Source organism: Rhodococcus sp. 06-1460-1B (assembly GCF_002258475.1).
GTDB classification, from domain to species: domain Bacteria; phylum Actinomycetota; class Actinomycetes; order Mycobacteriales; family Mycobacteriaceae; genus Rhodococcoides; species Rhodococcoides fascians.
Map to the genome: position 1 here is coordinate 65,939 of NZ_NOYS01000037.1, position 14,148 is coordinate 80,086.

Below are 14,148 nucleotides of genomic sequence, written 5' to 3' on the forward strand. Positions count from 1 at the left end.
TCGACGCGATGGCTCGAAAGGTCGACTCGTTCCGAGTAGGCCGCACGATTCCACAGAATCTGTACGGGCGTGACGAGCCGGATCAGACGGTCTCGCTGGTCACCGATGCACTGGACAAGTGGTTCGCCCTCCTCGACAACGGTGAGTACGACGCCTCGTTCGCGGCGCCTCCCGTCGCGCGTACCCGAGAACTGACACTGGTCTCCCGTGACGTTCTGTGCATCGACGAACAGGTCGTCCAGCTGACTTTCGCCGCCGCCGACGGGTCGGCTCTGCCGGCGTGGGCACCGGGAATGCACTTGGATTTCTACCTCCCGTCCGGTCGGCGACGGCAGTACTCCCTGTGCGGATTGCCCGGCGACGACACGTACTCGATCGCAGTACGACTCGTGCCGGACGGCGGCGGCGGATCTCCAGAGATGCACGCGCTGACGGTCGGCACTGCGGTGTCGATCAGGGGGCCGCGCAACGGGTTTCCGTTCGTACCGTCCGAACAGGCAGTATTCGTAGCCGGTGGAATCGGCATCACCGCGATCATCTCGATGGTGCGCCGTGCCCACGATCTGGGCATGGACTGGCACCTCGTCTACTGCGGCCGCTCCCGCGAGTCGATGCCGTTTCTCGACGAGATCGAGGGCTGGGATCCCGCCCGGGTCACCGTGCGCACCGACGACGTGGACGGCATGCCGTCGAGCATGGATCTGTTGGGCTCGACGGCCCCCGGCGGTTCGGTCTACGTATGTGGTCCGCCGCCGATGATCGACCTCGTTCGCGCCTCGTTCGACGCCCTCCCGGCCACGCATCTGCACTTCGAGCGCTTCTCACCGCCGCCGGTGAAGAACGGGACGGAATTCGAGGTGCAGCTCGTCGATTCCGGCGAAATTCTGTCGGTCGGTGCGGAAGAGACTGCGCTGCATGCCATTCGACGCATCAGGCCGGATGTCGCGTACTCGTGTCAGCAGGGTTTCTGCGGCACGTGCCGGGTGCGAGTGCTCAGCGGAACACCGCAGCATCGAGAGAATCGGTTGACGACCGAGGAGCAGCGGCACGAGATGTTGATCTGTGTCTCGCGGTCGGACGGAGAACGGATCGTCCTAGATCTGTAGCCGAATCGCCGGTTTTACCCTTCATCTTTGTCGTCCGATGTCGAGAAAATGCGCCTGTGAAGCAATCAGGGGCCTTTTAGGGGTGTCATCGTCCCCATGCTGTCGCAGCCACCCAGTACTATGGACCGGTACGACATCAAGCCCGGAACAAACGCATGGACCGAGCACGGCGGAAACGACCGTGCCGACCCTGCGGTAGCACCTACAGCAGGTGTGAGCGGGGTAGTGGACGCGTAGAAGGAGAACCAGCTAACCGTGGCTGCCCAGAAGTCAGGTAACAGTGAGAACAGCAAGGATTACGGCGCTTCGTCCATCACGGTCCTCGAGGGCCTGGAAGCAGTCCGTAAGAGGCCCGGTATGTACATCGGTTCCACCGGTGAACGAGGCCTGCACCACCTGATCTGGGAGGTCGTCGACAACTCCGTCGACGAGGCCATGGCCGGCTACGCCTCCACCGTCGACGTCACCATCCACGAAGACGGCAGCGTCGAGGTCAAGGACGACGGCCGCGGCATCCCCGTCGCCATGCACTCCTCCGGTGTTCCCACCGTCGAGGTCGTCATGACCCAGCTGCACGCCGGTGGCAAGTTCGACTCCGACTCCTACGCCGTCTCCGGCGGTCTGCACGGCGTCGGTATCTCCGTCGTGAACGCACTCTCGACCAAGGTCGAACTGCAGATCGCGCGTGACGGTCACCGCTACAAGCAGACCTACGACTACGCCAAGCCCGGCCCACTCGAGACCGTCGGCGACACCACGGAGACCGGCACCACGGTCCGGTTCTGGGCCGACGGCAAGATCTTCGAGACCCTCGATTACAGCTTCGAGACCGTGCACCGTCGCCTGCAGGAGATGGCGTTCCTCAACAAGGGACTGACCATCAACTTCACCGACGAGCGAGTCGCGGCCACCGACGCGACCGAGGAAGAACTCGGCGAGACCGCCGAGGCACCGAAAACCGCCGAGGAAGAGCAGGCCGACGCCGCCAACGCGAAGCCGGCCAAGGTTCGTAAGCGGACGTACCACTACCCCGACGGTCTGGTGGACTTCGTCAAGCACATCAACCGCACCAAGACCGCGATTCACAACTCGGTCGTCGGCTTCACCGGCAAGGGTGAGGGCCACGAGGTCGAGATCGCGATGCAGTGGAACGCCGGCTACTCCGAATCGGTGCATACCTTCGCCAACACGATCAACACGCACGAGGGCGGTACCCACGAAGAGGGTTTCCGTACTGCGCTGACGTCGACGGTGAACAAGTACGCCATCGAGAAGAAACTGGTCAAGGAAAAGGACGTCAAGCTCACCGGCGACGACATCCGCGAAGGCCTCGCCGCCGTCATCTCGGTGCGAGTCGGGGAGCCCCAGTTCGAGGGACAGACCAAGACCAAGCTCGGCAACACCGAGATTCGCTCGTTCGTGCAGAAGGCGTGCAACGAGCACCTCTCGCACTGGTTCGAGTCCAACCCGGCCGATGCCAAGACCATCATCAACAAGGCGGTCTCGTCCGCGCAGGCCCGCATGGCCGCGCGTAAGGCGCGAGAGTTGGTGCGGCGCAAGAGCGCAACCGATATCGGTGGCTTGCCCGGCAAGCTCGCAGACTGCCGCTCGAACGATCCGAGCAAGTCCGAGATCTACATCGTGGAGGGCGACTCCGCCGGCGGCTCGGCCAAATCCGGCCGTGACTCGATGTTCCAGGCGATCCTGCCGCTGCGCGGAAAGATCATCAACGTCGAGAAGGCCCGCATCGACCGCGTCCTCAAGAACAACGAGGTCCAGTCGATCATCACCGCGTTCGGCACCGGCATTCACGACGAGTTCGACATCGCCAAGCTGCGCTATCACAAGATCGTGCTGATGGCCGACGCCGACGTCGACGGCCAGCACATCTCCACCCTGCTGATGACCCTGCTGTTCCGGTTCATGCGGCCGCTGATCGAGAACGGTCACGTCTACCTGGCCATGCCGCCGCTGTACAAGCTCAAGTGGAGCCGCGGCGAACCGGATTTCGCGTACTCCGACCGCGAGCGCGACGGTCTGCTCGAGGCCGGTATCGCCAACAAGCGCAAGATCAACGTCGAGGACGGCGTCCAGCGCTACAAAGGCCTCGGCGAGATGAACGCCAAGGAGCTGTGGGAAACCACGATGGACCCGGCAGTGCGAGTTCTTCGTCTGGTCACTCTCGACGATGCCGCGGCCGCGGACGAACTGTTCAGCGTCCTGATGGGCGAGGACGTGTCCGCCCGCCGAAGCTTCATCGCGCGTAACGCGAAAGATGTTCGCTTTCTTGACGTTTAGTCGTTTCTCGGACGCACCGCACTCAGTGTCGGTGCGTCCGACGACCGTTTTCGAGGAGATCTTCTATGTCTGACATCACCGAACCGCCGGTCGGGCCCCCGCCGGGCTCGACCACCAACGCCGAGGGCGGCGACCGGATCGATCCGGTCGACATCCAGCAGGAAATGCAGCGCAGCTACATCGATTACGCGATGAGCGTCATCGTCGGCCGCGCGCTTCCCGAGGTCCGCGACGGTCTCAAGCCGGTGCACCGACGTGTGCTGTACGCGATGTACGACTCGGGCTTCCGTCCCGACCGTAGTTACGTGAAATCCGCACGGCCCGTTGCCGAAACGATGGGTAACTACCACCCCCACGGCGACACCTCGATCTACGACGCGCTCGTGCGTCTGGCTCAGCCGTGGTCGATGCGGTACCCACTGGTCGACGGCCAGGGCAACTTCGGCTCCCGCGGCAACGACGGTGCCGCCGCCATGCGATACACCGAAGCGCGTCTGACCCCGCTCGCCATGGAGATGCTGCGCGACATCGACGAGGAAACCGTCGACTTCATCCCCAACTACGACGGCAAAACCCAAGAGCCGACGGTACTTCCGTCGCGTGTGCCGAACCTGTTAATGAACGGCTCCAACGGTATCGCCGTCGGTATGGCCACCAACATTCCGCCGCACAACCTGCGTGAACTCGGCGACGCGGTGTTCTGGGCTCTCGACAACTTCGAGGCCGACGAGGAAGCGACTCTCGCGGCCTGCATGGAACGCGTCAAGGGTCCCGACTTCCCCACCCACGGACTCATCGTCGGCGGCCAGGGAATTCAGGATGCGTACTCGACCGGCCGCGGTTCGATCCGCATGCGCGGCGTCGTCGAGATCGAGGAGGACTCCAACGGTCGCACGACGATCGTCATCACCGAACTGCCCTTCCAGGTCAACCCCGACAACCTGATCACCTCGATCGCCGAGCAGGTCCGCGACGGCAAGTTGTCCGGAATCTCGAAGATCGACGACGAGTCCTCGGACCGCGTCGGTATGCGCATCGTCGTGACGATCAAGCGCGACGCCGTCGCCAAGGTCGTGCTCAACAACCTCTACAAGCACTCGCAGCTGCAGACCAGCTTCGGTGCCAACATGCTCTCGATCGTCGACGGCGTGCCGCGCACCCTGCGGCTCGATCAGATGATCCGGTACTACGTCACTCACCAACTCGACGTCATCGTTCGTCGTACGCGGTACCGCCTGCGCAGAGCCGAGGAGCGGGCCCACATTCTGCGCGGCCTCGTGAAGGCGCTCGACGCGTTGGACGAGGTCATCGCCCTCATCCGTGCGTCGCAGACGGTCGATCTCGCCAAGCAGGGCTTGATCGATCTGCTCGACATCGACGAGATCCAGGCGCAGGCAATTCTCGACATGCAGCTGCGGCGCCTCGCAGCCCTCGAGCGCCAAAAGATCATCGACGAGTTGGCCGAACTCGAACGCACCATCGCCGACCTGCAGGACATTCTGGCCAAGCCGGAGCGTCAGCGTCAGATCGTGCGAGACGAGCTGGCCGAGATCGTCGAGAAGTTCGGCGACGACCGTCGCACGCGCATCATCGCTGCCGACGGCGACGTCAACGACGAAGATCTGATCGCCCGGGAGAACGTGGTCGTCACGATCACCGAGACCGGATACGCCAAGCGCACCAGAACCGATCTGTACCGGTCGCAGAAGCGCGGCGGCAAGGGCGTGCAGGGAGCAGGCCTCAAGCAGGACGACATCGTCAGCAAGTTCTTCGTCTGCTCGACGCACGACTGGATCCTGTTCTTCACCACCAAGGGACGCGTCTACCGGGCCAAGGCGTACGAGCTGCCCGAGGCCAACCGCACAGCGCGCGGACAGCACGTCGCGAACCTGCTGGCGTTCCAGCCCGACGAACGCATCGCGCAGGTCATCCAGATCAAGACCTACGAAGATGCTCCCTACCTGGTGCTCGCCACCAAGGGCGGTCTGGTCAAGAAGTCGCGTCTGACCGACTTCGACTCCAACCGCAGCGGCGGCATCGTGGCTGTCAACCTCCGCGGTGAGGACGAGTTGGTCGGGGCAGTTCTGGCGTCGTCCGACGACGACCTGCTGCTCGTCTCGGCTCAAGGCCAATCGATCCGATTCTCTGCCACCGACGAGGTACTGCGACCCATGGGCCGCGCCACCTCCGGTGTCCAGGGCATGCGCTTCAACGGCGAAGACGAGCTGCTCTCGCTCAACGTGGTCAGCGAGAACAAGTTCCTGCTGGTCGCGACGTCGGGCGGTTATTCCAAGCGCACCGCGATGGAGGACTACCCGCAGCAGGGCCGCGGCGGAAAGGGAGTACTGACAATCCAGTACGACCCCAAGCGTGGCACGCTGGTGGGAGCTCTCATCGTCGACGACGAGGACGAGCTGTATGCCATCACGTCCAGTGGTGGCGTCATCCGGACCGCTGCCAAGCAGGTTCGGAAAGCCGGCCGACAGACCAAGGGCGTGCGGTTGATGAATCTCGGTGAAGGCGACACACTGCTCGCGATAGCGCGCAACGCCGACGAGATCGAACCGGACGCAGCAGGTCCCGAAGACGATGCACCGAAGGAGTCGTAAGTGAGCACTCCCAACCGGCCTGGCAGCAGGCCCGGCCCCACGGGTGGACCGGACAGCAGGGACGCTGCGCAGACCGAGCAGCCATCGCGTCCGGCACCTCCAGAAGGTGCCCGACCGGGAAGTCGCCCCCAGCCGGCGACGCGTCCGGCACCCGCGGCCGGGCGAGGACCGGCACCGCAGCAGGGTGCTCGGCCACCGGCACGCCCGGCACAAGGTGGTCCGGCCGGCCCGCCTCGTCCGACGCAGGGACCGCCGCCGCAGCGCCCACCGGCACCGCAGGGTCAGCCGGGTTCTCAGGGTCAGCCGGCACCTCAGGGACCGCCGCCGCGAGCACCTCAGCAGGGACCGGCACCGCAGGGACCGGCTCAGTCTCGCCCGCCCCAGGCGGCCAACGGTCGGCCCGGTGAGCCGGGTACCGCAAACGCCGACGGCGGTCGCCCCGCCAACGGCCAGCCGCCGCAGGGTCAGGGACCGTCCGGTCCCGCATCGCCGCCGCGTCCCGCAAATGACGCTGCGCCGGTCGCCGAGGGGTCGGCCGAGTCGAAGGCTCCGGCACCGACCCAGGCGATACCGACTCAACGCGGAGACGGCCCGCAGGGCGGTTCCGGCACTCCGCCCTGGCAGCGCGGCCCCGGCCAGCGTCCGGCACAGCAGGGGCCCGACGACCGTCAGCAGCCCCAGAACCAACCTCAGACGAACCTGTCCGGGCGCGGCACCGCACTGCCGGCAACAGGTGAGTTCGATCGTTCGACAGCGGCAGCTGCAGCCGCCTCGGCAGCGCCGGGCCAGCGCGAATCGGGTGAGCGTGAATCGGGCGAGCGTGAATCGGGTGAGGACAAGACCGAACGACGCGAGGCAGCGCGGTCGAAGGCGGCCGTGATCGACGGACCGACTCGGCACATCGAGCGCAAGGATCTGGCGAAGGACATGCCGGATCTGTCCGCCACCCGGCATCCCGAGCCGACGGCAGCCGATCGCGCAGCCCCCACCGCCATCACGGCGGTACCCAGCGCGGACGGCGATCCTCTGCGGGCGACGATCCAGATTCGTAAGATCGATCCTTGGTCGACGCTCAAGATCGCACTGGTCATCGCAGTGTCGCTGTTCTTCGTGTGGATGGTGGCCGTCGGCCTGCTGTACGCCGTGCTCGACGGCATGGGTGTGTGGGACCGACTCAACAGTGCCTTCACCGAGATCGTCAACGAATCCGGCGACGGCGGACTCGTCAGCGCCGGTCAGGTGTTCGGCTACGCCGCAGTGATCGGTGTGATCAATGTCGTACTGTTCACCGCACTCACCACGATCGGGGCCTTCATCTACAACCTGTCGTCGGACCTGGTCGGCGGCGTCGAAGTGACGCTGGCAGATCGCGACTGACCAGCACGAACGACTGCCGTATCGGGCCGTTTTGGAAGACAGCGGCCCGATACGGTAATCTCATCCCTCGGTTCGAGGAGAGCAATTCTTCGGCCCGAAGCAGTATCGAGGGCCTATAGCTCAGGCGGTTAGAGCGCTTCCCTGATAAGGAAGAGGTCGGAGGTTCAAGTCCTCCTAGGCCCACACCGAACGAACGAAAAGAGGCAGGACGTGAAAATCCTTCTTCTTGTTGCTTCGGTGGTGATCGCAGTGCTGACAGTATCGAAGGTGCGCTCCACGCGCAGCTCGGAAGGCGTCTGGCACAGCATCTCCACCGGGTGACAATCGCTCGGAGAGAACGTGTAAAGTTCGTGCACGTTCGACAGCAACACCCGGGGCCTTAGCTCAGTTGGTAGAGCGCTGCCTTTGCAAGGCAGATGTCAGGAGTTCGAATCTCCTAGGCTCCACAATCAAAAGGACGTCCATTCCGATGGGCGTCCTTTTTCGTGTCCCCCCTCGACTGCCGCTCACCCCAAGTCCACTCGACTGCCGCTCACCCCAAGTCCACTAGATGTGACATTGACCCCCGAAAAGTCCACCGAACGTGACATCGAGTCCCGCCGGGTGGCAGGGATGCATCGACCGCTGTTGTGACTCGGACCAACCGCTGTCGAGATCGGTGCCCAGATATCCAGATCATTGTTCGATTCGTTTCGCATCACGTCCGCGGTCCCTAGCGTTCTTCGGGTACAGCAGCGTCGGTTCTCGGATCGACGGGACAGGTCGCGACGGCGCACCGCAGGGGGGTGTGCCGTCGTTCGATCTCGGCGTCTCGGATCGGTCTTCGGTTCGGGCGTCTCATATTTCTCGGAGGAGCCCCACAGATGACGCGTGTTCTCGATCATGAAGAGCTGTTGACCGAACTCGACGGCACGTTGGAAGCCAACCTGAATCGCCATCTGTCGATGGCGAAGGAATGGCATCCGCATGATTACGTGCCGTGGGATCTGGGTCGCAATTTTGCGGCCATGGGCGGAGAGGACTGGTCGCTGGAGCAGTCGTCGTTGTCGGAGTTGGCTCGCACAGCGATGATCACCAATCTGTTGACCGAAGACAATCTGCCGTCGTACCACCGCGGTCTGGCCGACAACTTCTCGTTGGACGGAGCCTGGGGCACCTGGGTGGGCCGTTGGACCGCGGAGGAGAACCGTCACGGGATCGTGATGCGCGACTATCTGGTCGTCACACGCGCCGTCGACCCGGTCGAGCTGGAGCGGGCTCGGATGCACCACATGACGGTCGGAGTCGATGCCCCCATGGACGGCTCCAACTTCTTGCATTCGGTGGCGTACGTGACGTTCCAGGAGCTCGCGACGCGCGTGTCCCACCGCAACACGGGTCTGGCCTGTGGTGACCCGATCGCCGATCGAATGCTGGCCCGGGTGGCCGCCGACGAGAATTTGCACATGATCTTCTACCGGAACCTCGGCGAGGCGTCGCTCGACCTGGTCCCGGACCAGATGGTCCGTGCCATCGCTGATGTCGCGACGGACTTTCAGATGCCGGGACTCAACATGCCGAACTTCCGCAAGAACGCCATGATCCTGGCGAAGCACGGGATCTACGATCTCCGCCAGCATTTGGACGAGGTGCTGATGCCGGTGTTGCGGAAATGGAACATCTTCGAGCGCAACGACTTCAGTGGTGAGGGCGAACGCGATCGCGATCGTCTGGCCGCATTCGTCCAGGATCTCGAGGCGAAGGCGACGAAGTTCGAGGAATCACGCGATCGCCTGTTGGCGCGGGAGGCAGCGCGGGCCGAGAAAGCGTCCTGACCTGCTACGGAATCGCTGCTGCGGGTCGTGATCGAAGCTCGGAGGTGTTAGAGTCCGGTCACGGGTGGGCCCGATGAGGCGATGGTCGTAGTGCGTGGGGAGGGCCGATGGTGCCTGGGGGGAATCGCGTGAGCGGTGGTGTCCGGTTCGTTGCGTGCCTCGGTGAGGCGTCACGCGTAGTCGACGGTGTCTGCTGGTGAGCAGATTCAGGTTCGACGAGTCCGGCCGGATGCTGGCGGTATTCGCCGCGGTGACCACGGTTCTCTACATCGCGAACGGCATTGCATCGTGGTCGGACCTGTCCAACCCGCAGCAGCTCTTCGCCGCGCTCGCAGTGGTTCTGGGGCCGGCGGCGATCGTTGTTCTCGCCCGGGCAGGAGCGCCGAGTCCCAAGCATGCGGTCGGGATCGCCACCGCTCTGTCGGTGGGCGCGCTTGCCTGTGCATTGGGCAGTAGTAACACGATGCCCGCGTTCTTGATCTGTGTGCAAGCGGCGATGTTCCTCGGCATGCACATCGGTGCGTTCTGGTCCGAGCGCGACGCTGGAATATGGGTTGCGGTGCTGGCCGTGTCTGCGGTCGTGGGTGCCGCTGTCGCCCCTTACGGCACGCCCTTCATCAGCTACATTCTGGTCGCCCTGGGCATCGTCGGCGCAACGGAAGTGTTCGGGGTGTTCGCGCGTCGAATGCGGTATTCGGCCACTCATGATGCGTTGACGGGCCTGCTCAATCGATTCGGTTTCGAGTCGAAGATCGAGAAGATGTTGCCCGCGTGCGCCGCTCGTGGTCTGACGGTGAGTCTGGCGGTGCTCGATCTCGACAACTTCAAGGAGATCAACGACGAGTACGGCCACATTGCCGGCGACGTGTTGCTCACTCGCGTCTCGAAGGCGTGGAAGGGGCAACTGACGAAACGGGATGTTCTGGGCCGGCTCGGCGGAGACGAATTCGTCCTGTTCATGCCAGGGGTTCTCGAGGCCGAAGCCTGGCAGGTCATCGACGGCTTGCGCCGATCCCATCGAGCCGAGTGGAGCGTCGGTCTGGCGTGTATGCCTGCCGGCCGCCGGTGGGGTGAAATCTACCGCGCTGCAGACGCAGACCTGTACCGCGCCAAGCGGAGTCGTCCCCCGAAGGCGTCTCGCCCCACCGAGCCCGGCGACGGACATCGCGGGCCGGTACGCAGAATCGTGTAGCGATACACCGATATGCCCGTCATCCCCAGATTTCATCCACAGCCTGGGGATAGATTCCTCGCTGCACCGTCTCGCTGACGTTGACTCGTCGAGTACGACGACAACTCTGCGGGGGGATTGCGATGGTCACGCTCGATGACGTCAGATCATGGGACAGTCAGGCGCTGACCGCCGTCTCGAATAAGTTCATGCACAGTTGGCGTGAATTGACCGCCGTGCACAGCTCACTGCTGGAGACCGTCGTCGACGACGGATGGCAGGGCCCCGCGGCAACGGCATACCGAGATGCCATGGGAGCTCTCCGTGCACAGGTGGGGGACTGTGCGACGGAGCTACTGCGGGTAGCGCTGTGCACCGCTCCGGCGGCCATCGACATGGCCGGACTCGTCTCGGCGCTGACCGCTCTGGAATCGAACGCCGCGTGCGAGCACTTCGATATTCGACGCGACGGTTCGGTGACCGACGTGCTGACGTCGTATTCGGTTGCGCAGCAAAACTTGTTGTCGACCATTCGCGATCGCCGTCGCCGTTGCACCGAGTTGGCCGAACGCATCACCCAACTGATGCGAGCCGCGACCGCGTTCGACGACGACCTTGCCCGACGCCTCGCCGGCGACATCTCACCGGGGAGCGTGAGAACAGCAGGGGTATCGGAAGTGCCGGTCGATGGGAGCCCGGCCACGAATGCGGCGTTCTGGAGCGCACTCTCGCCCGCCGAGCGCACTCGACTGCTCGTCGAGCACCCGGCTCTCATCGGCAATCTCGACGGATTACCGGGTCGAGTTCGAGATTCCGCGAACCGCCGTGTACTGGCCAGTGAGCGCGTCCGACTGCAGGCTGTGGCGGGTGAACTCGGAAACCAATTGCAGGACAACATTTTCGGAGGACTTTTCAGTGATGCTGACGCCGGCTTGGAACAGACGCGAACGCGGTTGAGTTCGCTCGACGCGATCGAGAGCATTCTGGCGCAGGGTGACAGGCAACTGTTGGCGCTGGACAATTCGACGTATGCAGAGACCACTGCCGCGATCGCGGTGGGTGACGTCGACACGGCAACACACGTGGCGGTGTTCGTACCCGGCCTCGGCTCGACCGTCCACGGAGACGCGGTACGTTACGACGGCGACCTGGAAAATCTCAAAAATGCTGTGGAGCAGACATTTTCGGAGGATCCGCCGCCCACCGTCGCAGCCGTGACGTGGATGAACTACCAGGCACCACAGCTGGGATGGGGCCTGCTCGATCCCGATCGGACCGTCGTATCCGATGCAGCAGCGCACGCAGGGGCGACGCGATTGGTGCCCTTTCTGGAGGGCCTCGATGCGGCCCGGTCGAACGATCCACATCTGTCGGTGCTCGCACACTCGTACGGATCATTGACCGCAGCCGCTGCCCTGCACGAAAGCACCGGCGTCGACGAGTTCGTGGCCCTCGGATCACCTGGCCTCGGCACCGACAGTGTGACCGACCTACAGGTTCCCGACGGTCACATTTTCGCGGCGGAGGCGCGCGGGGACATCGTTGCCGACATCGGTGCCTTCGGTCGCGATCCCGGCACACTCGATGGAGTGACCCAACTGGCGACCGACGAGGGCGACGGGCGTCCGGGCACAACAGGTCACGGCGACTACCTCACGGACGGTTCGAGCGTCGAACACAACGTCGCGCTGGTCGTCGCCGGCCGGGGTGACGATGCAGAAACCAGGCCCCGGCCGGGCCTGTTCGATCTACTACAGAAGCTTCTATACCTGTGACGTCGACTCGTCTTCGTAATCGACCAGGCTGGGCGGCGTATCTGCGGGCGGCGGCACCTCGTGGCGGCGACGGCTGAGGTAGGACACGACACCTCCGACGACGACAGCGGCAGCTCCGAGCGCCAGTACGCGACGCTTGTTTCCCGGCGTCCGATCAGTCGTGATAGCTGCCTTGGTCAGATCGGCCCGGGCAATTCGCTCGGCAGTCGCCGCGCGACGCTGCGCAGCCTGCTTACGCGCCAGACCGTAGCCGCGCTTGGCGAGCAACAGGCCCACTCCGGCAGGGCCCTTGCTCACGACGGAAGCGGCACCGAGCAGCGTCGACGCCGCCGTACCGGTGGAGGAGTGAACCCGCTCGGTTTTCGTTGTGCTCGTCATGCCCTCACTGTTCCACAACAGCGCCCCGATCGACCCTCCCGATACACCACCTGTGAACTACCCGGTCGCTCGAGATGGCACGATGGTGAGCGTGACTTCACCAAACAAGACCCAAACGGCAACGCTGCACACCAACCGCGGCGACATCGTCATCGAACTGTTCGGCAATCACGCCCCCAAGACCGTCGCGAACTTCGTCGGTCTCGCGGACGGGTCGAAGGAATACACGACGCAGAACGCGTCGGGTGCCAAGACCGGACCGTTCTACGACGGCGCAGTCTTCCATCGCGTCATCGACGGTTTCATGATCCAGGGCGGCGACCCGACCGGAACCGGCACCGGCGGACCGGGCTACAAGTTCGAGGACGAGTTCCACCCGGAGCTCTCCTTCGACCGCCCGTACCTGCTGGCGATGGCCAACGCAGGCCCCGGCACCAACGGCTCGCAGTTCTTCATCACCACCGGCAAGACCCCGCACCTCAACCGCAAGCACAGCATTTTCGGTGAGGTCACGGACGAGGCGTCCAAGAAGGTCGTCGACGCCATCTCGAGCACGCAGGTCGGCCGCGGCGATCGCCCGGTGGAAGAGGTCGTCATCAACAGCATCACCATCGCCTGATTCGGTTGTAGAAGGAATTACACGATGACAAACCCCGGCTGGGGTGGCGCGTACGGCGACCAGCCCAACCCACCCCAGTCGGTGTGCGTCAGACATCCCGATCGCCCGACCGGCCTGGCCTGCTCTCGATGCGGCCGGCCCGCGTGCCCACAGTGCCTGCAGCCCGCGGCGGTCGGGCAACACTGTGTCGACTGTGTGCGCGACGGCAACAAGAACGTCCGGACCGCGCGTACGGTCGCCGGCGCGCCGATGACACGCTCCACCAAGACACCCCTGACCTTCGCGCTGATCGCGATCAACGTCGTGATCTTCGGCATCACCGCCGCTCAATCCGGCGACCTCCTGAGCAATTTCCGCGGATCCTCGCTGGCCGACGCCTGGGCACTGAACAGCCTGCTGGTCGCGGACGGCGATGTGTGGCGCCTCCTCAGCAGTGGGTTCATCCACATAGGACCTATTCACCTGCTGGTCAACATGTTCGCCCTCTACATCATCGGCCGAGACGTCGAACTGGTGCTGGGCCGCAGCCGCTATCTCGCCGTCTACTTCCTGTCGCTGCTCGGCGGCAGCGCATCGGTCCTGCTGTTCGAGAACCCCGTCGCCGCCACCGCCGGCGCGTCGGGTGCCGTATTCGGATTGCTCGGCGCACAGGCCGTCATTCTGCTGCGACTCAAGCGCTCCCCGACCCCGGTCCTGATCGTGATCGCGCTGAACATCTTCATCAGCATCTCCATCCCCAGCATCTCGCTGTGGGGTCACATGGGCGGATTGGTCGCCGGAGCGGCAGCCACCGCCGGATTGGTGTTCCTACCCAACCGCAACGGCGCGCAGCCTCGTGCCGGGATATCCCTCGCCTGGCTCTCCGTGGCCGCAGTAGCCCTGATTGCCCTGGGCACCATCGCGGTCCGAGTCCTCGACCTCCGCGCGCAGATGGGCTTCTGAAATCCACTAAATGTGCCATTGACCCCCGAAAAGGCCACTGGACGTCACATTGACTCCCG

General features: G+C 64.2%; 10 protein-coding genes and 2 tRNA genes. 11 read left to right on the forward strand and 1 reads right to left on the reverse strand.

The annotated features are described in order from the left end of the window. Positions 1 to 8: 8 nt before the first annotated feature. The 9 genes from CH268_RS22020 (at position 9) to CH268_RS22060 (ending at position 12,150) form a co-directional block, all read left to right on the forward strand. On the forward strand, positions 9 to 1,106 hold the full coding sequence (locus CH268_RS22020) for a PDR/VanB family oxidoreductase (RefSeq protein ID WP_441346995.1): 1,098 nt from the start codon (positions 9 to 11) through the stop codon (positions 1,104 to 1,106). A 255-nt stretch (positions 1,107 to 1,361) separates the two neighbouring features. Next, on the forward strand, positions 1,362 to 3,404 hold the full coding sequence (gyrB, locus tag CH268_RS22025) for a DNA topoisomerase (ATP-hydrolyzing) subunit B (protein WP_027494993.1): 2,043 nt from the start codon (positions 1,362 to 1,364) through the stop codon (positions 3,402 to 3,404). Positions 3,405 to 3,469: 65 nt separating this feature from the next. Continuing rightward, on the forward strand, positions 3,470 to 6,013 hold the full coding sequence (gene gyrA / locus CH268_RS22030; protein WP_027494992.1) for a DNA gyrase subunit A: 2,544 nt from the start codon (positions 3,470 to 3,472) through the stop codon (positions 6,011 to 6,013). Further along, positions 6,014 to 7,390: a DUF3566 domain-containing protein gene (locus CH268_RS27980; protein ID WP_176458023.1), complete on the forward strand. Its 1,377-nt coding sequence runs from the start codon at positions 6,014 to 6,016 to the stop codon at positions 7,388 to 7,390. 109 nt (positions 7,391 to 7,499) lie between these two features. Next, a tRNA-Ile gene (locus tag CH268_RS22040) sits at positions 7,500 to 7,573 on the forward strand. 190 nt (positions 7,574 to 7,763) lie between these two features. After that, a tRNA-Ala gene (locus CH268_RS22045) sits at positions 7,764 to 7,836 on the forward strand. 417 nt (positions 7,837 to 8,253) lie between these two features. Continuing rightward, a complete protein-coding gene (locus tag CH268_RS22050) occupies positions 8,254 to 9,204 on the forward strand; it encodes an acyl-ACP desaturase (RefSeq protein WP_032367964.1) in 951 nt (316 codons plus the stop codon). Between the two features lie 196 nt (positions 9,205 to 9,400). Next, the gene (locus tag CH268_RS22055) at positions 9,401 to 10,396 is read left to right on the forward strand and encodes a GGDEF domain-containing protein (RefSeq protein WP_255182474.1); all 996 of its coding nucleotides are present in this window, start codon (positions 9,401 to 9,403) and stop codon (positions 10,394 to 10,396) included. A gap of 122 nt (positions 10,397 to 10,518) precedes the next feature. Further along, entirely contained in the window at positions 10,519 to 12,150 is a 1,632-nt protein-coding gene (locus CH268_RS22060) for an alpha/beta hydrolase (RefSeq protein ID WP_094665896.1), read from the forward strand. Here the strand turns inward: CH268_RS22060 and CH268_RS22065 are convergent. Further along, positions 12,139 to 12,528, reverse strand: a complete 390-nt coding sequence (locus CH268_RS22065) for a hypothetical protein (protein ID WP_094665897.1) — start codon at positions 12,526 to 12,528, stop codon at positions 12,139 to 12,141. The genes CH268_RS22060 and CH268_RS22065 overlap by 12 nt on opposite strands. Before the next feature lie 82 nt (positions 12,529 to 12,610). Between CH268_RS22065 and CH268_RS22070 the strand changes: the two genes are divergently transcribed. Both CH268_RS22070 and CH268_RS22075 read left to right on the forward strand, forming a co-directional pair. Next, complete coding sequence (locus CH268_RS22070) at positions 12,611 to 13,147, forward strand: peptidylprolyl isomerase (RefSeq protein WP_094621787.1); 537 nt, start codon at positions 12,611 to 12,613, stop codon at positions 13,145 to 13,147. A 24-nt stretch (positions 13,148 to 13,171) separates the two neighbouring features. Then, complete coding sequence (locus tag CH268_RS22075) at positions 13,172 to 14,089, forward strand: rhomboid family intramembrane serine protease (RefSeq protein WP_094665898.1); 918 nt, start codon at positions 13,172 to 13,174, stop codon at positions 14,087 to 14,089. Positions 14,090 to 14,148 lie beyond the last annotated feature (59 nt).